This window comes from Serratia rhizosphaerae (assembly GCF_009817885.1).
Lineage (GTDB): Bacteria > Pseudomonadota > Gammaproteobacteria > Enterobacterales > Enterobacteriaceae > Serratia_B > Serratia_B rhizosphaerae.
On sequence record NZ_CP041764.1, the window covers coordinates 581,061 to 604,519 of the forward strand.

Sequence of the window (23,459 nt, forward strand, 5' to 3'; positions counted from 1 at the left end):
GCCGCCGCCCCGTCCGGGGCGGCGTTATTCCTGCCGCCTTACCCTTTCAGCTTCGGATCCAGCGCGTCGCGCAGGCCGTCACCCAACAGGTTAAACGCCAGCACGGTCAGAAAAATCGCCAGACTGGGGAAGATCGCCACGTGCGGCGCGATCACCATATCGGCGCGCGCCTCATTCAGCATCGCCCCCCACTCCGGCGTCGGCGGCTGCGCGCCCAGCCCGAGAAACGACAGGCTGGCGGCGCTAATGATCGAGGTGCCGATGCGCATGGTGAAATAGACCACGATCGACGAGAGGGTGCCGGGCAGAATATGCCGCAGCAAAATGGTGCGGTCAGAGGCGCCGATACTGCGCGCCGACTCGATATAGGTCAGCCGCTTCAGCACCAGCGTATTGCCGCGCACCAGCCGGGCAAACGCCGGAATGCTGAAAATCGCCACCGCCACGATCACGTTGGTCATGCCGCTGCCCATCACCGCCACCACGCCGATCGCCAGCAAAATACCCGGAAAGGCGAACAGCACGTCGCTGATGCGCATTACAATGCGGTCCCACCAGCCCTCGTAATAGCCGGCCAGCAGCCCCAGCACGGTGCCGATCGCGCCGCCGGCCAGCACGGAAAACACGCCGGCGGCCAGCGAAATGCGGGCGCCGATCAGCACCCGGCTGAAGATATCGCGCCCCAGCGAATCCACCCCCAGCCAGTGCACCAGCGACGGCCCTTCGTTCAGCCGGTCGTAATCGAAATAGTTTTCGGCGTCATAGGGCGCCAGCCAGGGCGCAAACAGCGCCGCCGCCACCAGCAGCAGCACGAACAGCCCGGCAAGCAGCGCCACGCGCTGACGGCGGAAACGCCGCCAAAACTCGTGCCAGGGAGTGCGCACCGCGTGCGGATCAAGCTGCGGCATCGCCTTGAGCGCGGCATTGCGTCGCCAGTTAATCATGCGCATCCTCACTGGTAACGTATCGCCGGGTTAATCGCCGCATACAGCATGTCCACCAACAGGTTAATCAAAATAAACTCCAGCGAGAACAGCAGCACCTCGGCCTGAATCACCGGGTAGTCGCGCATCTCCACCGAATCCACCAGCAACCGCCCCAAACCGGGCCAGTTGAAGACCTTTTCCACCACGATCGAACCGCCCAGCAGAAAACCAAACTGCAGCCCCATCATGGTCACCACCGGGATCATCGCGTTGCGCAGCCCGTGTTTAATCACTACCCGGCTTTCACGCACCCCTTTGGCGCGCGCGGTGCGCATATAGTCTTCCTGCATCACCTCAACGAACGACGCGCGGGTAAAGCGCGCCATCACCGCGGCCACCGCCGCCCCCAGCGTGATCGACGGCAGAATATAGTGCCGCCAGCTGTCGGCGCCCACCGTCGGCAGCCAGCCCAGATCGACGGAAAAGATCTGCATCAGCAGCATGCCGAGCGCGAACGCCGGAAAAGAGATGCCGGACACCGCCAGCGTCATGCCCAGACGATCCGGCCAGCGGTTGCGCCAGACGGCGGACGCCACGCCGATCGCCATGCCGAAGATCACCGCCCACGCCATACTGGCGACGGTCAGCCAGAAGGTCGGCATAAAGCGCGTGGCGATCTCTTCGCTCACCGGCCGTTTCGACACCATCGAATGGCCGAAGTCGCCCTGCAGCGCGTTGATAAAAAAGTGCGCGAACTGCTGCGGCAACGGCTTGTCCAGCCCCAGATCCTGACGCACCAGCTGCACCACCGCCTCGTCGGCGTCCGGGCCGGCCGCCAGCCGCGCCGGATCGCCCGGCAGCAGATGCACGAACAGAAAGACCAGCACCGCGACGATCAGCAGCGTCGGGATCAGCCCCAACAGTCGTTTAATAAAATAATTCAGCATCACAGATTCCAGCAACAGCCGGGGCGCAGGGGCAAACCGCGCCCCTGCGCCGCACGTTATTTCAGATCGGCGTCGTCAAAGCTGAACGAGGTGTCCGGCATCACGTAGAACCCGCTCAGCTGCTTGCTGTTCGCCGACAGCAGACGCTCGGTCGCCAGGAAAATCCACGGCGCGTCGGCCCAGATGCGATCCTGCGCGTCCTTATACAGTTGCTGCTTTTTGCTGCGGTCGGTGGTCGCCAGCGCATCGCTCAAGTCCTTATCCACCTGCGGATTGCTGTAAAACGCGGTGTTGAACTGTTTCGGCGGCGCCGCCTGGCTGGCAAACAGCGGCGACAGCGCCCAGTCCGCCTCGCCGGTGGAAGCCGACCAGCCGGTATAGAACATCCGCACGCCGGTGTCCTTCACCCCGACGCTCTCCACCTGCGCCGCACGCTGGCCGGCGTCCATCGCGGTGACCTTCACCTTCACGCCCACCTGCGCCAGCTGCTGCTGGGTAAACTGCAGCACCTTCTGCGCGGTGCTGTGGTTATGGGATGACCACAGCGTGGTGCTGAAACCGTTCGGGTAACCGGCCTCTTTCAGCAGTTCGCGCGCCTTGGCCGGGTCATACGGCCACGGCTGATAGCGGGCGGCGAAGTCGATGGTCGGCGGCAGCGGCCCCTGCGCCGGCGCGGCATAGCCGGCAAAGGCCACCTTGATCAGCGCCTCTTTGTTGATGGCATAGTTCAGCGCCTGACGCACCTTCGGGTTATCGAACGGCTTTTGCGTCACATTCATGCTGATGTAACGCTGCTGGATCGACGGCGCGACCACCAGATTGAGCTTGGCGTTTTTCTCCAGCACCTTGGCCTGCTCGTACGGGATCGGGAACGCAAAGTCGGCCTCGCCGGTTTGCAGCATCGCCGCGCGGGTGTTGTTATCCACCACCGGACGCCAGGTGATGCTGTCCAGCTTCGGCTGCCCCGCCTTCCAGTAGCCGGCAAATTTCTTCACTTTAACGAAGTCGGTCTGGTTCCAGGTTTCAAACTGGTAAGGGCCGGTGCCCACCGGATGGAAACCGATCTGTTTGCCGTACTGCTTCAGCGCCGCCGGCGAGATCATCGCCGCCGCCGGGTGCGCCAGGTTGTTGATAAACGCCGAGAATTGCGTCTTCAGCACGATCTTCACCGTCAGCGGATCGACCACCTCGGTCTTGTCGATCATCTTAAACAGGTTATAGCGCTTGAGGTGGCTGTCCGGATTGCTGGCGCGGTCCAGGTTCGCCTTCACCGCCTCAGCGTTAAAGTCAGTGCCGTCGTGGAACTTCACCCCCGGATGCAGCTTGATGGTATAGCTCAGGCCGTCGTCGCTGACCTGATAGCCGTCCGCCAGCACGTTGACCAGCTTCATATCCTTATCAAAACCGAACAGCCCCTGATAAAACGACTTCGCCACCGCCTGCGACAGCGTGTCGTTGGCGTCGTAAGGGTCGAGCGAGGTGAAATTGGACGCCACGGCGATCACCGCATCCTTCGCCGCCCACGCCGGGCTGCTGCCGACCGCGGCCAGCAGCACGGCAACGGCCAATACACTACGTTTCTGAGTCATGTTGCTTTTCTCCTGGGAGCTAATAGGCACCGGCAATCGGGTGGCGCGCGACAAAATGTCCCGGGCCAACCTCCACCAGCGGTGCGGTAACGGGTTCATCCCCCAGCGCGCGGATCGGGCTGGGAATATCATCTGCCAACAGCGGTTGGCGATGTTGCACATGACGCGGATCGGCCACCGGCACCGCCGCCATCAACTTACGGGTATAGGCATGCTGCGGGTTGGCGAATACCGCCCGCCGCGGGCCGATCTCGACAATCTGGCCGAGATACATCACCGCCACGCGGTGGCTGACGCGCTCCACCACCGCCATATCGTGAGAAATAAACAGGAAGGCGATGCCGAACTCCCGCTGCAGATCGAGCAGCAGGTTCACAATCTGCGCCTGAATGGAGACATCCAGCGCCGATACCGCCTCGTCGGCGATCACCACTTTCGGGTTCAGCGCCAGCGCGCGCGCAATGCAGATACGCTGGCGCTGGCCGCCTGAAAACTCGTGCGGATAGCGCTGCGCGTGCTCCGGCCGCAGCCCCACCCGTTCCAGCAGCCAGGCCACCCGCCGCTGCGCCTGCTCACCGCGGGCGATGTTATGCACCAGCAGCGGCTCCATAATGGAAAAGCCCACCGTCAGGCGCGGGTCCAGCGAGGCGTACGGATCCTGGAAAATAAACTGAATATCGCGCCGCAGATGCTGCAACGCAGAGCCTTTAAGCTGATTGACGGTTTGTCCGTCAAAGGTAATGGTGCCGCGCTGGCTGTCCACCAGCCGCAGCAGCGAACGCCCGGTGGTGGATTTACCGCAGCCGGATTCCCCCACCAACCCCAGCGTTTCGCCGGGATAGAGATCGAAACTGACGTTCTCCACCGCATGCACCCGCCGCGTCACCCGGTTGAAGATGCCGCTGCGCAGGTCAAAGCGCGTCACCAGGTTCTCTACCTGCAGGATCGGCGCGGCACCCGGCGGCACGCTGTCCTGCACCGCTCCCTCCTCCGCCTCGCCCGGCAGGGGGAATTTGGCCGGCAGGTCGCGCTCGGCCATCGCGCCGAGCTTCGGCACCGCCGCCAGCAGCGCCTGGGTATAGGGATGCTGCGGCGCGCTGAACAGCGGGCGCACCGCGTTTTCTTCAACCTTTTCGCCCTGCCGCATCACCAGCACGCGGTCGGCCATTTCCGCCACCACGCCCATATCGTGGGTGATAAATATCACGCCCATCTGCATTTCCTGCTGCAGCAGACGGATCAGCTGCAGGATCTGCGCCTGAATGGTGACGTCCAGCGCGGTGGTCGGCTCATCGGCGATCAGCAGCGCCGGTTTGCACGACAGCGCCATGGCGATCATCACCCGCTGACGCATGCCGCCGGACAGCTGGTGCGGATAGCGGTCAAGCACGTTTCTCGCTTCGGGAATACGCACCAGATCCAGCATGCGCAACGCCTCCTGACGCGCGCTACGGCGATCCATGCCCTGATGCAGACGCAGGGATTCGGCGATCTGCTCACCCACCGGAAATACCGGATTCAGCGAAGTCATCGGTTCCTGAAAGATCATCGCCATATCGGCGCCGCGCAGCGTGCGCAGGGTACGCGGCCGCGTCGCCGCCAGATCCAGAATGTCGCCGTTGCGGCGCCGCAGCGTCATACTGCCGCCGACGATTTGCCCACCGCCCTGCTCCACCAGCCGCATCAGCGCCAGCGAGGTGACGGACTTGCCGGAGCCGGACTCGCCGACCACCGCCAGCGTTTCGCCCCGGTCGACGTCAAAACTGACGCCGCGCACCGCCTCCACCACCGCGTCTTCACTGTGAAAACGCACACGGAGGTCACGCACCGACAGCACCCGCTGCGGTGGCAATATCAGGCTGCCGGCCGACGCCGGTTCGAGAATGTTTTCGCTCATACCGCCTCCGGCCGGTTAACGGTAGATGCCCACCGAAGGGGCATCGCCGACATAGCCGAAGCCGCGGTACATGCCTTCGCTGTTAAACGGCAGCGCGATATTGCCGTGGCGATCGACGGCGATCAGCCCGCCGCTGCCGCCCAGCTGCAGCAGTTTCTCCATCACCACTTTGTCGGTCGCCTGTTGCAGGCTGAGGCCGGCGTACTCAATCAGCGCGGAAACGTCATAGGCCGTGACGCCGCGTATAAAGGTTTCGCCGGTGCCGGTGGTGGAAACCGCCACCGTGGCATTGTTGGCGTAACAGCCGGCGCCGACGATCGGCGTATCGCCGATGCGCCCCGCCTGTTTGTTGGTCATGCCGCCGGTCGAGGTGGCCGCCGCCAGATTGCCGGCGGCGTCCAGCGCCACCGCGCCGACGGTGCCGAATTTGCGGTCGGGATCGATAGGATCGTCATGCAGCGCCGCGACGCCGTCATGATCGAGCAGCACCCGGCCGTGATCCGCCTGAGCGCGGTGCAGTTGATCGAAGCGTTCCTGGGTAAAAAAGAATTCCGGCTCCACCATTTCCAGACCGTGGGCGGCGGCGAATTTTTCCGCCCCGTCGCAGGCAAACATCACGTGCTGGCTCTGTTCCAGCACCGCGCGCGCCGCCAGCACCGGATTGCGCACCCGGCTGACGCCGGCGACCGCCCCGGCGTCGCAGCCGCGGCCGTCCATCACGCAGGCGTCCAGCTCATGGGTGCCTTGATGGGTGAACACCGCGCCCTTACCGGCGTTGAACAACGGGCACTCTTCCAACAGCCTGACCGCCTCGGTCACCGCGTCCAGCGCGCTGCCGCCGTCGGCCAGCACCGTCTGCCCGGCCGCCACCACGGACGATAATGCCTGAATATACTGTTGCTCTTTCTCCGCATTCATTGCCGCACGGCTGATTGCGCCCGCGCCGCCGTGAATGGCAATCACTGGTTTGCTCATGGCCTGTCACCCTGTCTTAACGCTCAGATCCCATTGATATGACGGGACGATTATTATTCTTTTTTGACTATATTTAGCGCAGCGGGTGATGTAAAGCCTTTCATCCCCGTGGCGTACCGCCTAACTTTTTATTAGATTCTTTTGCGCATAAATATTTTTTTATGGAATAAAAACAGCGGGTTAATTAAACAAACCGGCACGGTCGCCGGCCACAGGGCTTTATTGGCCGCGCGTGCAGACAAATATCACGGCACTACGTCCCACCTGCCGAAAAACTATTCGCCGGGCGGGACGTAGGGCATTATTTTGCCTCTTTATGCCGTCAAAATGACGAACCGGGCTGGCGTAAAAATTCCTCTTCTTCCGCCGTGCTGCGGCGGCCTAAAATGGCATTGCGATGCGGATAACGGCCGAACCGATCGATAATCGCCTTATGGCGCACTTCATAATCCAGCTGTTCGGGGTTATTTAATTCCTGGTACAGCGCCAGCGCCTGCTGATGAATCAGCGGCGATTCCGAATGCATAAACGGCAAATAAAGAAAGCCGCGCTGCACCGGCGTCAGCTGTTCGCACTCGCCGCTGCGTATCGCCTCCTGCGCCAGAATCAGCGCCATGCCGTCGCAGGAAAATGAGCACGGCGTACCGCGGAACAGATTGCGGCTGAACTGATCGAGCACGATCACCTCCGCCAGCCGGCCTTCGATGCTATCGCGCCAGGCGGCCAGCTCCCCCGCCGCCGCCGCATGCCACAGTGCGGAAAAACGCTGATGCAGCTGACGATCGAAGTCATCGTCTTTGCGGAACCACATCGCCGGATCAATCTCTTCAAACCAGAAATCTATCACCTGCTTATGCATCTTTTTCTCCTTCACGCGTGATTAGCCGGGTCATTCTCCCGTCAGGGGTTATCTGCCATAATAGACCCACTTCGCCGATATTTTCGCGCCCTCTGATTATGGAGTTCTTTTTTATGGACCATTGCCATACTGCCGATCTGATTTCCCTTGAACAGGCGCTGGACAACATGCTCAGCCAGGTGACGCCGCTGAGCGAAACCGAAGCCGTGGCGCTGACCGACGCCGCCGGGCGCATTACCGCCACGCCGGTGATCTCACCGCTCAACGTGCCGCCGTTCGCCAATTCGGCGATGGACGGCTACGCGGTGCGCCTGGGCGACCTCAACGCCAACGCCCCGTTGCCGGTGGCCGGCAAGGCGTTTGCCGGCGCCCCTTTCAATGACGCATGGCCCGCCCACAGCTGCGTGCGCATCATGACCGGCGCGCCGCTGCCGGCCGGCGCCGAAGCGGTGATTATGCAGGAGCAGGCGGAAGTGACCGACGACGGTGTGCGTTTCAACGCCGTGGTGCACGCCGGGCAGAATATCCGTCTGGCGGGCGAAGATATCCGCCAGGGCGCCAGCGTACTGCCCGCCGGGGTGAAGCTAGGCGCCGCGCAGCTGCCGCTGCTGGCCTCGCTGGGGATTGCCGAACTGCGTGTGATGCGCAAACTGAAAGTGGCGGTGTTTTCCACCGGCGACGAGCTGCAGCCGGTCGGCCAGCCGCTGCAGGAAGGCCAGATTTACGACACCAACCGTTTTGCCGTGCGCCTGATGCTGGAACAGCTGGGCTGCGAGGTGCTTGACCTCGGCATTATCCGCGACGATCAGACGGCGCTGCGCGCTGCCTTCAACCAGGCCGACAGTGAGGCCGATGTGGTGATCAGCAGCGGCGGCGTCTCCGTCGGCGAGGCCGATTACACCAAACAGATGCTCGACGAACTGGGCGAGGTCGGCTTCTGGAAGCTGGCGATCAAACCGGGCAAACCGTTCGCCTTCGGTAAACTGCAGCACGCCTGGTTCTGCGGCCTGCCGGGCAACCCGGTCTCCGCGGCGTTGACCTTCTATCAGCTGGTGCAGCCGCTGCTGGCAAAACTGGCCGGCCACAGCGAATGGCGTATGCCGCCACGCCTGCGCGCCCGCGCCCTGACGCCGCTGAAGAAATCGCCGGGCCGCCTCGACTTTCAGCGCGGGCTGTTCGCCAGCAATGCGCAGGGTGAACTGGAAGTCAGCACCACCGGCCACCAAGGCTCGCACGTGTTCAGCTCCTTCAGCCAGGGCAACTGCTTTATCGTGCTGGAGCGTGAACGCGGCGCCGTTGCCGCCGGCGAGATGGTGGAGATCGAGCCGTTTAATGCGCTGCTGAGGAGCTGATCATGCTGCCGGAATTAACCGATGCCGAAACCCTGCGCTACAACCGCCAGATCGTCCTGCGCGGCTTCGACTTCGACGGGCAGGAGCAGCTGAAAGCCTCCCATGCACTGATCATCGGCCTGGGCGGGTTAGGCTGCGCGGCGGCGCCTTACCTGGCCGCCGCCGGCGTCGGCCGGCTGACGCTGGTGGATTTCGACAGCGTGGCGCTCTCCAACCTGCAGCGCCAGATCCTGCACAGCGACCAGCGCATCGGCATAAGCAAGGTGGCCTCGGCCCGACAAACGCTGGTCGAAGTGAATCCGCACGTGGCGATCGACACCGTGGACAAGCAACCGGACGATGAACAGATGGCGGCGCTGATCGCCGCCTGCGACGTGGTGCTGGACTGCACCGATAACGTCGCCACCCGCGATCAGCTGAACCGCCTGTGCCACGCGCAGCGCAAGCCGCTTGTTTCCGGCGCGGCCATCCGTATGGAGGGCCAGCTGAGCGTGTTCACCTATCAGCCGGGCGAGCCATGCTACCGCTGTCTGAGCCGGCTGTTCGGCGACACCGCGCTGACCTGCGTGGAAGCCGGCGTGATGGCGCCGCTGGTCGGCACCATCGGCAGCCTGCAGGCGATGGAAGCCATCAAACTGCTGACCCGTTACGGGCAACCGCTGGTGGGAAAACTGCTGATGTTTGACGCCATGAGCATGCAGTTCCGCGAAATGAAACTGCCGAAGAACCCGCAGTGCGAGGTGTGCGGCGCAGAGGCCGAATAAGCGGGGAAAAGAGAGAGACGGCGCGGCGGGCGCCTGAAGTGCACCCGCCGCGCCGTTAATCCGTCAGGGGATTAGGCAATACCCTGGCTACGCAGATAGTCTTCGTAGTTGCCGGTAAAGTCGATCACCTTGTTCGGGGTGATTTCCAGAATGCGCGTTGCCAGCGAGCTGACGAACTCACGGTCGTGGGAAACGAAGATCAGCGTGCCTTCATACATTTCCAACGCCATGTTCAGCGATTCAATGGATTCCATATCCAGGTGGTTGGTCGGCTCATCCATAATCAGGATATTAGGACGCTGCATCATCAGCTTGCCAAACAGCATACGCCCCTTCTCACCACCGGACAGCACCTTCACTTTCTTCTTGATATCGTCCTGGCTGAACAGCAGACGGCCAAGCACGCTGCGCACCGCCTGCTCGTCTTCGTTCTCCTGCTTCCACTGGCTCATCCAGTCGAATACCGTCAGCGTCTCATCGAACTCATATTCGTGATCCTGGGCGTAGTAACCAATCTTGGCGTTTTCCGACCATTTGACGCTGCCGTTGTCCGGCTGCATATCGCCCACCAGCGTTTTCAGCAATGTGGTTTTGCCGATACCGTTGGTACCCAGCACCGCGACCTTCTCGCCGACTTCCAGCATCAGGTTCAGCTTGTTGAACAACGGACCGTTGTCGAAGCCCTTGGTCAGCGCTTCCACTTCCAGCGCGTTGCGGAACAGCTTCTTGTTCTGCTCGAAGCGGATAAACGGGTTCTGACGGCTGGAGGCTTTTACCTCGTCCAGCTGGATCTTATCGATCTGACGTGCGCGCGAGGTGGCCTGCTTGGACTTGGAGGCGTTGGCGCTGAAGCGACTGACGAACGACTGCAGCTCGGCAATCTGCGCCTTCTTCTTGGCGTTGTCCGCCAGCAGACGTTCGCGCGCCTGGGTGGCCGCCGTCATATATTCGTCGTAGTTGCCCGGGTAGACACGCAGTTCGCCGTAGTCCAGATCCGCCATATGGGTGCACACCATATTCAGGAAGTGACGGTCGTGCGAAATGATGATCATGGTGCTGTTGCGTTCGTTCAGCACCTGCTCCAGCCAGCGGATGGTGTCGATATCCAGGTTGTTGGTCGGTTCGTCGAGCAGCAGAATTTCCGGATCGGAGAACAGCGCCTGCGCCAACAGCACGCGCAGTTTCCAGCCCGGGGCGATCTCGCTCATCGGGCCGTAGTGTTGTTCCACCGGAATGCCGACGCCCAGCAGCAGCTCGCCGGCGCGCGCTTCGGCGCTGTAGCCGTCCATCTCGCCGTAGGCAACTTCCAGATCGGCCACTTTATAGCCGTCTTCTTCGCTCATTTCCGGCAGCGCGTAGATGCGGTCGCGCTCTTCTTTCACTTCCCACAGCTCGGTGTGGCCCATGATCACGGTATCGAGCACGCTGTACTGCTCAAAGGCGAACTGATCCTGACGCAGCTTACCCAGACGCTCATTCGGGTCGAGCGCAACGTTGCCGCCGCTCGGCACCAGATCGCCGCCGAGGATCTTCATAAAGGTGGATTTGCCGCAGCCGTTGGCGCCGATCAAACCATAACGGTTACCGCCGCCAAACTTGACGGAAATGTTTTCAAACAGCGGCTTACTGCCGAACTGCATAGTGATGTTGTTAGTACTTAACACAACGCTCGCTCTTAATTGGGAATGTGATTTGGCGCGCATTATGCCACAACGGGCCGCCGGGATCGCCCATAGTGTGTTCATTTTTACCACACGCGGCCAGTGAGGGGGAATGACGCATGGCTGACAATGTGGATTAGCCGATGGTGAGCGACGAAACGTGCTGCCGGTGGCGTGCTGCTACGGAGGCTGACGTGCGATTGGGTGCTGGCCGATCCGACGGGGAAGTTCGCTCGCGATAAAAGCGTTAATTACCGGTACTCATAGCTAACCACTTCGCCGTTATCCGTCAGCAGATAGTCGCCGCCACTGTATGTCGTAAAATGGATTCGGTTGCGACTATCGTTATTGACTGAAAAAACCACCTCCTTTTCAATACAATTAACCTTGGTCTTCATATCGTCAAAGCAGCGTCTGTCATACTTGCCCTCCTCTTTATAGCCATCCCCAAATAGCCAGAATGTGATGTAGAAGTTGCCATCGGGCGCCGGTTTCGGAACGCCGTAGCGCTCTTTCAGCCTATCCTTATTTTTCATCCACCAAGATATTTTTCCCTTATCGGTAAGTGGAAAACTCTTGACTAACACAGCGCTAAAATCATCATCCTGATGAACGGCAACGATCTCTACCGGTCGCAAAAGAAGCCAAAAAGCATAACCAATTAACACACCGGCCATCACTAACAGGACTAACTTAACCCTCATATCCATAGATCTTATCGACACGGCTTTCCTCCCTGATTCTCCCATGCAGAATAAAGATAAATCATCATCCTTAGTCTATATTTACCTTTGCTATCTTACCGTTTTTATCGATTCGGTATATCCCACCATCCGCAAAGAAAACAACACCCAGATTTTTACTTTTACTCACAGAGAAAACGATATCCTTCTCAATACAGTTAACCCTTGTCTTCATATCATCAAAGCACAACCTGTCGTACTTACCTTCCTCTTTATAGCCGTCACCAAACAACCAAAAATTCACGCTAAAATTACCATAGGATGCCGGTTTGGGGATGCCATAGCGCTCTTTTAGCATATCCTTATGCTGCAACCACCACTCTATTTTTCCCCTGGTAGTAAACGGAAAGTTTTTGACCAACACTGAGCTAAAGTGCCCATCCTCATGAACCGCCACTATTTTAACCGGGCGTGAAAACCACCAGGCGATATAAACAGCTAGAACACCGACTACTAGTAGTAAAAATGCATTTCGTTTTTTATTTATAACAGTCATTGATATCTTCCATGATACTTATCGATATTGTTATTAATATGATTTTCATTAATTCAATACCGATCCTATACAGTAGATGAGTATATCTATTTATATTTCTCTTTTATCATTTCACCATTTCCCTTTATGCGATACACCCCGCCATCCAACCTAAAAGACAGGCCGGTACTTTTAGCGTACCTGACCATCATCAGCAAGTTTTTATCAATACAGTTTTCTTGGTTGGCATATCATCGAAACACAGACGATTATACTTACCCTCCTCCTGATAGCCATCACCAAACAACCAGAAGGTCACGGTAAAGCCACCGTAGGATGCAGGCTGCGGGATATTATACTGATTCTTTAGCTTATCCTTATTTTCAAACCACCACTGAATTTTCCCCTTATCGGTAAGTGGAAAACTCTTAACTAAAACATCACTGTAGTTATTTCTCTGATGAACGGCAACAATCTCTACCGGTCGTAAAAGAAGCCAAAAAGCATAACCAATTAAAACACCGGCCATCACTAACAAGACTAACTTAACCCTCATATCCATAGATCTTATCGACATGGCTTTCCTCCCTGAATCCTCCATGCAGGATAAAGCTAAATCATCATCCTTAGTCTATATTTACCTTTGTTATCTTACCGTTTTTATCGATTCGGTATATTCCTCCATTCGCAAAAAACACAACCCCCATGTTTTTGCTATTGCGCACATTTAAAACGATATCCTTTTCAATACAATTAACCTTGGTCTTCATATCATTAAAACAGCGCCTGTCGTACTTACCTTCCTCTTTATAGCCGTCACCAAACAGCCAGAAAGTGATGCTGAAATTACCATAGGATGCCGGTTTGGGGATGCCATAGCGCTCTTTTAGCATATCCTTATTCTGCAACCACCACTCTATTTTCCCCCTGGTAGTAAACGGAAAGCTTTTGACCAGAACAGAGCTAAAATTTCCATTCTCATGAACCGCCACGATTTTAACCGGGCGCAGCAGCAGCCAGAGAATATAACCGAGAAAAATACAGCCCATAATTAAAATTATTTTTTTTGTTTTTTTATTTTTTACGTTCATCTTCACTCCCAATAATTTCCACTGTAGCATTCATGTTAGTCATAAAAGGCTTAAATCCAAATTGATTATATCGTTGCAGTAAAAACCAAATGCGAAAGAATCTGAACTGGTTAAATTTAAACTTTGAAATGTCGCCATCATCTAATCCAAAGTGATCCTGAATCTGGTAATTAATTAACGCACGATAGCGGTCTTTCTCAATATGTAATGACTTTATGGTAACATGGGTTGCCCAGGTATCATGCACAGTGATCCCCATTCCGTTAAAATTATCCTGGAAACGGTCAAATTTAGGCAGTTTGCTATCAAGAATAGTTTTTGTAAGCTCTTCTCGAATCGCAGGTAGATAGGTTCTGTTCTTCCAATCAATGTTTTCAATTAAAGCAAACTTTATTTTCAATAACGAACTGTCATCCGTTTTGTCCCCCAAAATATGCTCCCTCAACGCCCTGTCCAGATGCGGGCTGGCAAACGGCATGCCGTTGCCGTATTGCAGATGGTCGATCATTTTGCCGATCAGGTACTTGTAGGGGCCATAAAGGGCAAACATCCGCGACAGCTGGCGCAGCTCATCAAATAGTATGGCGGCGCACTCCCGGCGGGTCAGCGTCTGTTGCGGGGCGGACAGGCGGCTGACCATCGCATAGGCGCGCGGGTGCGTCTGGTGAAGACGTTTTCTGGTCAGCGTCCACGGGTCTACGGTGGCGGAAACGTCCGCCAGTCGAAAATGCGTTTTTAGCTGTGATGCGGACAGGTCTCCACTACGCATATCGCTCGCTCCGTAATCGTCCATGCGCTTTTGCGTTTTAAATATCGTGCAGGGGAACTGCAGTGCAGCCATCATGATACATTCCTTGTGTCATCGTCCAATGATCGTCACAAGCGAATGATACTCAGCAGCCAAACTTAGTATAGATATTGCACACAACTGCGGCGAAAAACAGGATTCACGCTGCTATTAACACCAAAAAGATAAGTTTATTCCTGGGTTTTCAGCGCCTCCGGAGGCGGCTCTTCCCCCTGACGCTTCCTTATTAAGAAACAACGGGCAACGTTTCATTACTGCAGCATGGGGAACCGTGGTTATTTTCAGAAACACAGGGCGGCCGGTGTTTCTCTTGCCGCCACCAATGCCTCCTTTTCCCCATCACAGCGACGCCGTCAATGCGCGCCGCTGCGGCAACCGCCCTCCTTCTTTTGCGCGTGCGCAATCAGCCATGCGCCTGCCGGCTGTCCGCCGGCGCCTGTTCACGTTGGCTGTCGCCGTAATCACGCACCACCTGTGCTACCCGCAGCCGGTAATCGTGCAATACGCCATCGCGGCCGCGCGCCTGCGCCGCACGGTGCTCCTCCAGATTGCGCCACTGCCGCACCGCCTCTTCGTCACGCCAGAAGGAGAGCGACAGCAGTTTGTCCGGCTCGGCCAGGCTTTGGAAGCGTTCGATGGAAATAAAGCCGTCAATCTGCGCCAGCAGCGGCTTCAGCTGCGCCGCCATCGCCAGATAGGTCTCCTGCCGGCCTTCGGCCGCGTGCAATTCAAAGATTACCGCAATCATCTTTTCCTCCCGGCGCAGCGCGCCTTGTCGATAAGCTGACGCCAGCCTAAACTCATCCGTACCACGACACTTCGCCATGGAGCGAAATATGCATCACGATGAAATCGACCAGCGGCTGGCGGCAATCGGCGCCGTTATCGCCGACCGTTCGCGGGCGCGTATGCTGTGCCTGTTGATGGACGGCCGCGCCTATACCGCCACGGAACTGAGCGTGGCGGTCGATGTGGCGCCGTCGACCGCCAGCAGCCATCTGGCGCGGTTGCAGGATCAGCGGCTGATCGCCTGCGTCAAACAGGGGCGCTACCGCTATTTTCGTCTGGCGGATGGCGAAGTGGCCGCCGCGCTGGAATCGCTGATGGCGCTGGCGGGCGCGCCGCGACCGGTAGTGAAAAGCAGCACGCCGACGGCGCTGCAGCTGGCCCGCACCTGCTATGACCATATGGCCGGCGAGGTAGCGGTCAGCCTGCATAACCGGCTGTTTGCGCAGGAGTGGCTGTGCGGCGACGACTATCAGCTGACACCGCAAGGACGCAGCGCGCTGGAACGGTTGGGGGTCAACTGTGCGCTCCCCGCCTCCCGCCGCCGTTTCGCCTGCGGCTGCCTGGACTGGAGCGAACGACGCGAACATCTGGGCGGCGCGCTGGGCGCAGCGCTGCTGGCCGCCTTCGAACGGCGCAGCTGGGTGCGCAAACAGCTCGATAGCCGTCAGTTGCACATCACGCCGGCGGGAAAAAAAGCGCTGGCCGCACATTTTGGCATATCGCTGTAACGGCGCGCTGCGCTAGCCTTATTACTGTACCCTACGGGCGCCGACCTGTGCCCCCGTCTAACGTGAGGAGCCACTATGTTTGATGCCACCGAATTTCCCATCACCACCCGCTGGCCGGCGCAGCATCCGGAACGGCTACAGCTCTATTCCCTGCCGACGCCCAACGGCGTCAAAGTGTCGATCATGCTGGAAGAGACCGGCCTGCCTTATGAGGCGCATCTGATTGATATCGGCCAGAACGAAACCTGGACGCCGGAGTTTCTGTCATTGAACCCCAACGGCAAAATCCCGGCGATCCTCGATCCGGCCGGGCCGGACGGCAAACCGCTGGCGCTGTTCGAATCCGGCGCCATTTTGCTGTATCTGGCAGAGAAATGCGGTGAGTTCCTGCCGCAGGATCCGGTACAGCGCATTGAAACCATTCAGTGGGTATTCTTCCAGATGGCGGCGGTAGGGCCGATGTTCGGCCAGCTCGGCTTCTTCCACAAGTTCGCCGGACGCGAATATGAAGACAAACGCCCGCTGCAGCGCTATCAGAAGGAGTCGCAGCGCCTGCTCGGCGTGCTGAATGAGCGGCTGGAAAACCGCGAGTGGATCATGGGTGCAGATTACACCATCGCCGATATTTCCCTGCTCGGCTGGGTGCGCAACCTGATTGGCTTCTACGAAGCGCGCGAACTGGTGTCGTTCGACAGCTTCCCCCACGTCGGCGCCTGGCTGGAGCGCGGTCTGGAACGCCCGGCGGTGCAGCGCGGCCTGAACATCCCGGCGCGACCATAAGCCGTATCACCGGTCGCCTGCCCGGCGGCCGTTATCTTTTTGTTACCTGACGCGGCTGGCAATTAGACGCCGCATACGCCTCACCGCTTAATTTGCCGGCAAAGAGGGGATGCTTAGCCGGCAAATAATACAATTCCTGCAAAACTTAAATTAAATTCGCATTAAACCTTATATTTTCTGTAAGTTTTGAAACTTTTTTTAGTTACAAAAGTAGTTTTTAACATTCCTGTAAAGAATAATACCCCACCAGTAAACGTGAACCGCACATTTGCTCTTCAGCGTCGCTACGAATAAGCCACTTTTCGTTAAATACCCTGTTAACAAAAAGGGCTTATCGCTATTTACGCGCCGAGGACAATGCGCGTTTTCACGAATATCCAGGGTTATTACCGATAAATTCTTTCACCTGCAATGAGTAGAATTTACACAAAAGAGATTTGATTTAATGAGAAAATTACTCGTTCTGTTTTTCTGCGCCAACCTGTTCGGCCTTGGCCAGCAGGCCGTCGCCGCAGAAAATAAAAACGTCGACGTTATGCTGATCGGCGGCGGTATCATGAGCGCCACGCTGGGCACTTACCTGCATGAACTGGAGCCGGACTGGACCATCGATATGGTCGAGCGCATGAACTCCGTGGCCCAAGAGAGCTCCAACGGCTGGAACAACGCCGGCACCGGCCACTCCGCGTTCTGCGAAATGAACTACACCCCGGAAAAAGAAGACGGCACCATCGATATCAACAAAGCGGTGACCGTTAACGAATCTTTCGAGATCTCCCGCCAGTTCTGGTCTTATCAGGTCAAAAACAACGTCCTGGGCAATCCGAAATCATTCATCAACAGCGTGCCGCACATGAGCTTTGTCTGGGGAGACGATAACATCAACTTCCTGCGCAAACGCTACGCCGCGCTGCAGCACAGCACCCTGTTCCGCGGGATGGAGTACTCTGAAGATCCTGCGCAGATCAAACAGTGGGCGCCGCTGATGATGGAAGGCCGCGATCCGGCGCAGAAAATCGCCGCCACCCGCATGCCGCTGGGCACCGACGTTAACTTCGGCGTGATCACCCATCAGCTGGTGGACAGCCTGTCCAAAGACAAAAAATTCAACCTGAGCCTGGGCCATGAAGTACGCGATATCAAACGCAACCCGGACAACAGCTGGGCGGTGACCATCGCCGATCTGAACAACGGCGGTAAAGAAACCACCACCAACGCCAAGTTCGTGTTTATCGGCGCCGGCGGCGCGGCGCTGCACCTGCTGCAGAAGTCCGGCATTCCGGAAGCAGACGGCTACGGCGGCTTCCCGGTCGGCGGTCAGTTCCTGGTTACCAGCAACCCGGAAGTTGCCAATCAGCACCTGGCGAAGGCCTACGGCCTGGCCAGCGTCGGTTCCCCGCCAATGTCGGTACCGCACCTGGATACCCGTATGCTGGACGGCAAACGCGTGCTGCTGTTCGGACCGTTCGCTACCTTCTCCAGCAAATTCCTGAAAAACGGTTCGCTGTTTGATCTGATCGTTTCCATGAACAGCTCCAACCTGATGCCAATGACCCACGTCGGTCTGGATCACTTCGATCTGGTGAAATACCTGGTCGGTCAGCTGATGATGAACGACGACGATCGCTTTGCCGCGCTGAAAGAGTACTACCCGGACGCCAAGCAGGAAGACTGGAAACTGTGGACCGCCGGCCAGCGCGTACAGATCATCAAGAAAGATGCTGATAAAGGCGGCGTGCTGCAGTTCGGCACCGAAGTGGTCAGCTCGCAGGACGGCAGCATCGCCGCACTGCTGGGCGCGTCACCGGGCGCTTCCACCGCTGCGCCAATCATGCTGCACCTGATGGAAAAAGTGTTCAAAGACAAAGTGGCAACGCCGCAGTGGCAGGCCAAGCTGAAAGAGATCATCCCGTCCTACGGCCAAAAGCTGAACGGCAACGTGGAAATGACCAACAAGATCCGCAGCTACACCAGCAACACGCTGCAGCTGAACTATGTTGAAGTGAAACCGGAAGCTGCTGAAGCGCAGTAAACCTACGCGGCCGGCAACGGCCCCGCTCCGGTAACCGCACATGCCAGTCAGTCAACGCTGACTGGCATTTTTTATGCCGTATTATCTCGCCGGATTCGCGGGAATATTCAATGCCACCGGCAATCACTCATATCGCCTTGATATGCCCCTACCGCCAGCGGAGCATTTTTCGCTCCCCTGATTTACCAAGTTCCCTCTTGCGTAATGGATTTTGCCCGCCTATTATCAAAGCACAAACTTGGATAATTAGCCTGTTCATACCTGAAACACCGGTTTTACGTATGAATGGCGACGCCTTATCTCTTGAGATCTGAATGTCGTACCTGCGGGAGAATTTAAATAATGGATCGCGCCAATATCATTCACGACTTACTGGACTGGATTGAAACTCACCTGGACCAACCGCTGCTGCTGGATAACGTGGCGGCAAAATCGGGCTACTCCAAATGGCACCTGCAACGCATGTTCCGCAGCACCACCGGCCACGCCCTCGGCAGTTACATCCGCGAACGCCGGCTGTCGAAAGCCGCTCAGGCGCTGCGATCGACGCCGCGCCCGATCCTGGATATCGCCCTGCAATATCATTTTGATTCCCAACCCTCGTTTTCCCGTGCGTTCAAAAAACAGTTCGGCAAAACGCCGGCGGTTTACCGTCGCAGCGACTGGGGCGGCTTTGACGATGCGCCGCTGCCTGCCGCCGCGCAGCCGGCACAGCATCAGGACTCGCCGGGGCTGCAGCTGCTGTACGCCAAACAGTGCGTCGACGGCAAATGCAGCAACTGGATGGGGCAGCGCTGACCTCACCCGCCGTATCCGCCGATAAAAAAGGGCGCCGTCATGATAACGGCGCCCTGATTGTTTGCGGCTTACGCGGCCGGACGATCAGTTAGTTATAGCGAATCTCATAGGTAGCGTAGCTCTGAATCGGCCCGGAGGTGGTTTTTTTCGGCGCCTGCGTCACATAGCCGATGTAATAGGTAAAGGTGCCGACGTCCTTGGCGCCGATTTCCGGCTGCACGCTGTTCTGATCCGGATCGGCCGGAATAATTTTATTCGACTTGTCCAGGGTATCGTTACCGTTTACCGACAGGGCCAGCGCAATATTACTGGCTCCGTCGCTCAGGCTGTTCGCCAGATAGCCGGCGTCCTCATTCGCGCCCTGCAGCAGGTTGCCCCCCACCCAGCTGACGCTGATGTTACGCAGATCGGCGTCCGAGAGCGTTTCCGCAGAGCCCTCCATAATCTGGCAGTTGCTCAGTTGAATGGTAAAAGACTTTGGCTTCAGATAAGCGCCGGCGCCGCGGTTATGCACTTCCTGCAGCGAGACCGGCGCCAGATAAACGTTGGCGTCGCTGCCCTGGCCGTTGACCGAGACGGAGCAGGAGGTATCGGTGATTTTGCCCAGAAAATCGACCCGGCCGCCGTCGGTATCCGGCGTCGCGGCCTGCGCCAGCGCGCAATACCCCATTCCGGCAATCAGCAATGATACACAGCGTTTCATAATAGCGTTCCTTATATACCGGGGCGCAGGCTGAGGCGCAGCGCTCTGGACGTTTCCGTTAGTCATAGGTCAGGTTGAACACCATATGGGCTTCAACCGCGCCGGAGGTAATCTTCGACAGGTACTGGTAAAAACGCGCGGTGTACGACAGGTCGATATACTGCATCTGGTTATTCGCCAGACGGCCGACGTTATACGCCTTTTTAAACTGCAGCGGGTTCATCCGGCTGTCCAGCACCTGCACGCCGACGCCCTGCGCCGCGCTGCTGTCGGTTCGCTCATTTTTCAGCACCCCCTGGCTCAGCGCAGTGCCGGTCGCCAGGTTGCCGTCAAAGGTCATGTTGACGTTGGCATAGCCGGCCACGCTGACGCCGCCGCTGCACTGCAGCTGAATCGGGAATTTTCGTCCGCCGGCAAAGGTGCCGACGCCGTTCAGATCGCTGGTTTTAATCGCACCGATATCCACGCTGAAGTTATTGCCGCCCATCACCGTGCAGGACGGCGAAACGATGGTCAGCGCATTGGCGCTCAGGTAAGTTTCCAGAATCGGGTTGGAGCCATACACATAGTCGTACGAGGTATATTTACCGCTGGCAACGCTGCCGCTGCCGGTTACCGCCGCGGTCTTGATCACCTGCAGAGTAAAGGTGGAACCCGCCAGGTAGTAGCGCGTACCGCGACCGGCGTTAAAGTTTTTCACTTCCGGATAGGTGAACTGGATCTCGCCGCCGCGGCGGAAACGCAGCCCGATGCCCGGCACGTTGGTGGAATACACCTTGTTGCCCAGATCCTGCACGCCGGTGGCGACAATTCTGGCGGAAAAGTCGTTGCGGCCGGTGCAGTAGTAGTTGATGCCGCTCTGGCTCATGGTCCAGCTCTTTTCATACAGCACCGAGCCAATCGGCGCGTTCGGGTCCACCACCACGCGGCCGACCACCATATCCAGCTGCACGGTCGGCGTATTGTAGCGGGTACAGGCGGCATAGGCCTGCCCGGCGGCCAGAGCGGCAATCACCACCAGCCAACGACAGAGATTTTTTACTGACATACCGCATCCTTAGTTGAGGCCGGGTTCAGAGCGATAGTGCACCGACCGTTGCTCCAGGTGATCACCGCCTGCTTCGCGGTGTCCGAGGAGATAAACAGCGTGCTGCCCTGGCCCACGACGCCAATATATTTACCGTTTTCGTCCACGATATCCGCACCAAACGGCAGCGGTTCGCCATTGCTCTGCCGCGCGCGGAAGTTCAGGTTCTTCTCAACGGTGGTGTTGAATTTCACCTTCACGATGCTGCCCTCATACGGCACCACCTGCGCGACGGTCTTCTCAAAGTTGATGTCTTCCGAGCTGCCTTTCGGGTTAATTTCCACCGCATTGATACGGTACGGCCGCAGATAAGGCAGCACCGCATAGCCGTTGCCGTCCACCCGGGTGCCCGGCGAACCGGGCAGCATCGCGCCCTTGGCGTCTTTGGCTTCGATCAGCGCCATGGTGGTGCCGGTTTCCGGCGACAGCGTCACCCCGCCGCCGTGGACAATCAGCGAGCCGCTGGCGCCCAGGCCGCTCTGACGATAGCCTTCGCCCTGACTGTAGCTGGCGGTCAGCGTCGAATAAGGCGCACGATAGCTGCCGTTCAGGCCGACGTTGTGGTCGCCGCCGCGCGCCACCGAGGTGGTCACGCCGTAGCTCAGGTTGTTCTCTTCACCGAAGGAGCCGTTCAGACCCACCTGTGAGTTGCCGAAGTGCGAGTTGTTGAAGACGGTGTTCGAATTCAGGTTCGCCCGGCGGTTTTCGCCGAAGTACAGCGGATAGCTGAAGTTAAGCGAAATACGGTCGTCTTTGTTGTTGCCGCCGTTATTGGCCGAGTAGACGCGCTGCACGCCGACGTTATACGTCATGCGGCCCCACATGTTGTTGTAGCTCAGCTGATACTGCTTCTCGGTGCCGCTGCGGTTCCAGTAGTCGGCAATCCGCCCGGTAAAGTAGAAGCCGCCCCAGCCTTCCGGCAGATCCTGGTTGACGGTGTAGCTGAAGCCGTTTTTCTCCCGCCAGATTTCGCGGTTATTACCGCTCTTCTCCCTGTCGATGGTGTAAAGCGCATCGCTCAGGTTGTAATAATCCTTGGTGGAGTAACGGTACGCCGCCAGTACGATGCTGGTCTGCGTGCTGGAGAACATGCGGTTAAAACTCAGGCGGAAGCTCTGGCCGGTTTTATCTTCATCTTTCAGCTTCAGGCGCGACTGCGTCATATCCAGCGACAGCGCGCCGATACCGGTATTGATACCGCTGCCCAGCAGCACCGACTGATAGTCGTTAAAACCGCTGACGCCGAAATAGCCGGTGAACAGGTTATTCACGCCATACTGATAGGTGCCCTGCACAATCGCCGGCTTATTACGCAGGTCATCGGCGTCGGCCTTACCGACGGCGAAGGTATAGCGCATCATGCCCGGACGCAGCAGTTGGGTAACGGACGAGTAAGGCACGTTAAAGTGCTGCTCGGAGCCATCGGCCTCTTTGATCGTCACTTCCAGATCGTTGCCATAGCCGGACGGATACACATCGTTGATGTTAAACGGCCCGGGCGGCACCGAGGTCTGATAAATGATATTGCCGCTCTGGCGCACGGTGACCAGGGCGTTGCTTTGCGCCACGCCGCGAATCTCCGGCGCATAGGAGCGCATGCCGTCCGGGAACATGTTGTCGTCGGTCGCCAGGTTCACCCCGCGCAGCCCCACGCTGTCGAAGAACTCGCCGTTGGTAAAGAACTGGCCGCCGGTAAAGATCGACTTCATCTGCGGGATCGGCCGCTGCAGGTAGGTCTGGTTGGAGTTCCAGCGCGTGCTGCCCCGCTGCTGCTGCCAATCCAGGTTGCCGATGTGTTTCAGCAGCCAGCCGTCATAGGAGAAACCCGCATTGATGCCCAGATAAGCGCTGGAGTCATCTGAACCCTGCGCGGAAGAGACATGGTTGTTGTAGTAGTTGGCGGTATAGGCCAGGTTCAGCGCCGGGACGCCTTCGTCCCAGAACTCCGGCGCTACATAACCTTTGTACATGCGGTTTTCATAGATCTGCGGCACCGACAGATCCAGACGCAGCGAAGACTGGTTAAAGTTGTCTTTCAGGTTGTCATCCTGGCGCCACTCGCTCAGGCGGCCGCAAAACTCAGGATTTTTGCTCAGCGCCTCATTGAGTTTCTCCACCGCCACGCCAAACTGCGACAGCATTTTGGTGGTATAGCAGACGCCCAGTTTGGACTGTTTATCGCGGGTGATCTGCAGGTCATAACGCCCGCGCCACTCATCGTTGGTGTAGACATCGACGGAATAGGTCCCCTCGCTGATCGCTACGGTGCTAAAGCGCGTCAGATCGACCTTCTCCTTGCTGCCGACGATAAAGCCATCGTTAAATTGATACAGCGGCTGTTGATTTTCCTGCGGCTCCGCCGCGCCGGCCGGAGAAATACAAGCCGAAACCACGATCGTCACAGAGAGCTTGCAACCCAATGCTTTTATCGGCACCCACTGTTTCATCTGAAATA

At 58.0% G+C, this 23,459-nt stretch carries 21 protein-coding genes and 1 pseudogene; 6 read left to right on the forward strand and 16 right to left on the reverse strand.

All coding sequences use genetic code 11. From position 1 onward, the window contains the following. Nucleotides 1–38: 38 nt before the first annotated feature. From gsiD to FO014_RS02715, 6 genes are all read right to left on the reverse strand, one after another. Entirely contained in the window at nt 39–950 is a 912-nt protein-coding gene (gsiD, locus tag FO014_RS02690) for a glutathione ABC transporter permease GsiD (protein WP_160027622.1), read from the reverse strand. A gap of 2 nt (nt 951–952) precedes the next feature. Continuing rightward, on the reverse strand, nt 953–1,873 hold the full coding sequence (gene gsiC, locus FO014_RS02695; protein ID WP_105230391.1) for a glutathione ABC transporter permease GsiC: 921 nt from the start codon (nt 1,871–1,873) through the stop codon (nt 953–955). A gap of 56 nt (nt 1,874–1,929) precedes the next feature. Continuing rightward, nucleotides 1,930–3,462: a glutathione ABC transporter substrate-binding protein GsiB gene (gene gsiB, locus FO014_RS02700; RefSeq protein ID WP_160027624.1), complete on the reverse strand. Its 1,533-nt coding sequence runs from the start codon at nt 3,460–3,462 to the stop codon at nt 1,930–1,932. 19 nt (nt 3,463–3,481) lie between these two features. Further along, nucleotides 3,482–5,359, reverse strand: coding sequence for a dipeptide ABC transporter ATP-binding protein (locus tag FO014_RS02705; RefSeq protein ID WP_160027626.1), 1,878 nt, complete (start codon nt 5,357–5,359; stop codon nt 3,482–3,484). A gap of 15 nt (nt 5,360–5,374) precedes the next feature. Next, nucleotides 5,375–6,334, reverse strand: a complete 960-nt coding sequence (locus tag FO014_RS02710) for an isoaspartyl peptidase/L-asparaginase family protein (protein ID WP_160027628.1) — start codon at nt 6,332–6,334, stop codon at nt 5,375–5,377. Between the two features lie 322 nt (nt 6,335–6,656). Continuing rightward, nucleotides 6,657–7,193, reverse strand: a complete 537-nt coding sequence (locus FO014_RS02715) for a DUF924 family protein (protein ID WP_160027630.1) — start codon at nt 7,191–7,193, stop codon at nt 6,657–6,659. Between the two features lie 113 nt (nt 7,194–7,306). On the opposite strand from FO014_RS02715, the gene moeA reads away from it, so the two are divergent. Together moeA and moeB are read left to right on the forward strand one after the other, a co-directional pair. Beyond that, complete coding sequence (gene moeA / locus FO014_RS02720; protein ID WP_160027632.1) at nt 7,307–8,545, forward strand: molybdopterin molybdotransferase MoeA; 1,239 nt, start codon at nt 7,307–7,309, stop codon at nt 8,543–8,545. Nucleotides 8,546–8,547: 2 nt separating this feature from the next. Next, entirely contained in the window at nt 8,548–9,309 is a 762-nt protein-coding gene (gene moeB / locus FO014_RS02725) for a molybdopterin-synthase adenylyltransferase MoeB (protein ID WP_160027634.1), read from the forward strand. A 71-nt stretch (nt 9,310–9,380) separates the two neighbouring features. Here the strand turns inward: moeB and FO014_RS02730 are convergent, their stop codons facing one another. The 7 genes and pseudogenes from FO014_RS02730 to FO014_RS02760 form a co-directional block, all read right to left on the reverse strand. After that, nucleotides 9,381–10,949 carry an ABC-F family ATPase gene (locus FO014_RS02730; protein ID WP_425500826.1) on the reverse strand — a complete coding sequence of 523 codons (1,569 nt, stop codon included), beginning with the start codon at nt 10,947–10,949 and terminating at the stop codon, nt 9,381–9,383. Nucleotides 10,950–11,221: 272 nt separating this feature from the next. Beyond that, nucleotides 11,222–11,680 (reverse strand): DUF943 family protein, encoded by a 459-nt coding sequence (locus FO014_RS02735; protein WP_160031333.1) that lies wholly within the window; start codon nt 11,678–11,680, stop codon nt 11,222–11,224. A gap of 64 nt (nt 11,681–11,744) precedes the next feature. Further along, nucleotides 11,745–12,209 (reverse strand): DUF943 family protein, encoded by a 465-nt coding sequence (locus FO014_RS02740; RefSeq protein ID WP_160027636.1) that lies wholly within the window; start codon nt 12,207–12,209, stop codon nt 11,745–11,747. A gap of 86 nt (nt 12,210–12,295) precedes the next feature. After that, nucleotides 12,296–12,765 (reverse strand): annotated as a pseudogene (locus FO014_RS02745) (DUF943 family protein). 49 nt (nt 12,766–12,814) lie between these two features. Beyond that, nucleotides 12,815–13,279, reverse strand: coding sequence for a DUF943 family protein (locus tag FO014_RS02750; protein WP_160027638.1), 465 nt, complete (start codon nt 13,277–13,279; stop codon nt 12,815–12,817). Further along, nucleotides 13,263–14,120: a YPO3983 family protein gene (locus FO014_RS02755; RefSeq protein WP_201282929.1), complete on the reverse strand. Its 858-nt coding sequence runs from the start codon at nt 14,118–14,120 to the stop codon at nt 13,263–13,265. Before FO014_RS02755 ends, FO014_RS02750 begins: the two co-directional genes overlap by 17 nt. A 370-nt stretch (nt 14,121–14,490) precedes the next feature. Further along, entirely contained in the window at nt 14,491–14,835 is a 345-nt protein-coding gene (locus FO014_RS02760) for an antibiotic biosynthesis monooxygenase family protein (RefSeq protein ID WP_160027642.1), read from the reverse strand. Nucleotides 14,836–14,923: 88 nt separating this feature from the next. On the opposite strand from FO014_RS02760, the gene FO014_RS02765 reads away from it, so the two are divergent. The 4 genes from FO014_RS02765 to FO014_RS02780 all read left to right on the forward strand — a co-directional run bounded on the left by FO014_RS02765 (nt 14,924) and on the right by FO014_RS02780 (nt 19,214). Beyond that, nucleotides 14,924–15,604 carry an ArsR/SmtB family transcription factor gene (locus tag FO014_RS02765; protein ID WP_160027644.1) on the forward strand — a complete coding sequence of 227 codons (681 nt, stop codon included), beginning with the start codon at nt 14,924–14,926 and terminating at the stop codon, nt 15,602–15,604. A gap of 75 nt (nt 15,605–15,679) precedes the next feature. Beyond that, a complete protein-coding gene (locus FO014_RS02770; protein WP_111737461.1) occupies nt 15,680–16,384 on the forward strand; it encodes a glutathione S-transferase N-terminal domain-containing protein in 705 nt (234 codons plus the stop codon). A 445-nt stretch (nt 16,385–16,829) separates the two neighbouring features. After that, nucleotides 16,830–18,416 carry a malate:quinone oxidoreductase gene (locus tag FO014_RS02775; protein ID WP_160027646.1) on the forward strand — a complete coding sequence of 529 codons (1,587 nt, stop codon included), beginning with the start codon at nt 16,830–16,832 and terminating at the stop codon, nt 18,414–18,416. Nucleotides 18,417–18,758: 342 nt separating this feature from the next. Continuing rightward, entirely contained in the window at nt 18,759–19,214 is a 456-nt protein-coding gene (locus FO014_RS02780) for a helix-turn-helix domain-containing protein (RefSeq protein WP_160027648.1), read from the forward strand. A gap of 88 nt (nt 19,215–19,302) precedes the next feature. Here the strand turns inward: FO014_RS02780 and FO014_RS02785 are convergent, their stop codons facing one another. From FO014_RS02785 to FO014_RS02795, 3 genes are read right to left on the reverse strand one after another with little or no spacing between them, the layout of a single operon-like run. Further along, entirely contained in the window at nt 19,303–19,917 is a 615-nt protein-coding gene (locus FO014_RS02785) for a fimbrial protein (RefSeq protein WP_160027650.1), read from the reverse strand. Nucleotides 19,918–19,975: 58 nt separating this feature from the next. After that, nucleotides 19,976–20,965, reverse strand: coding sequence for a fimbrial protein (locus FO014_RS02790; protein ID WP_160027652.1), 990 nt, complete (start codon nt 20,963–20,965; stop codon nt 19,976–19,978). Then, nucleotides 20,956–23,451, reverse strand: a complete 2,496-nt coding sequence (locus tag FO014_RS02795; protein ID WP_160027654.1) for a fimbria/pilus outer membrane usher protein — start codon at nt 23,449–23,451, stop codon at nt 20,956–20,958. Before FO014_RS02795 ends, FO014_RS02790 begins: the two co-directional genes overlap by 10 nt. Nucleotides 23,452–23,459 lie beyond the last annotated feature (8 nt).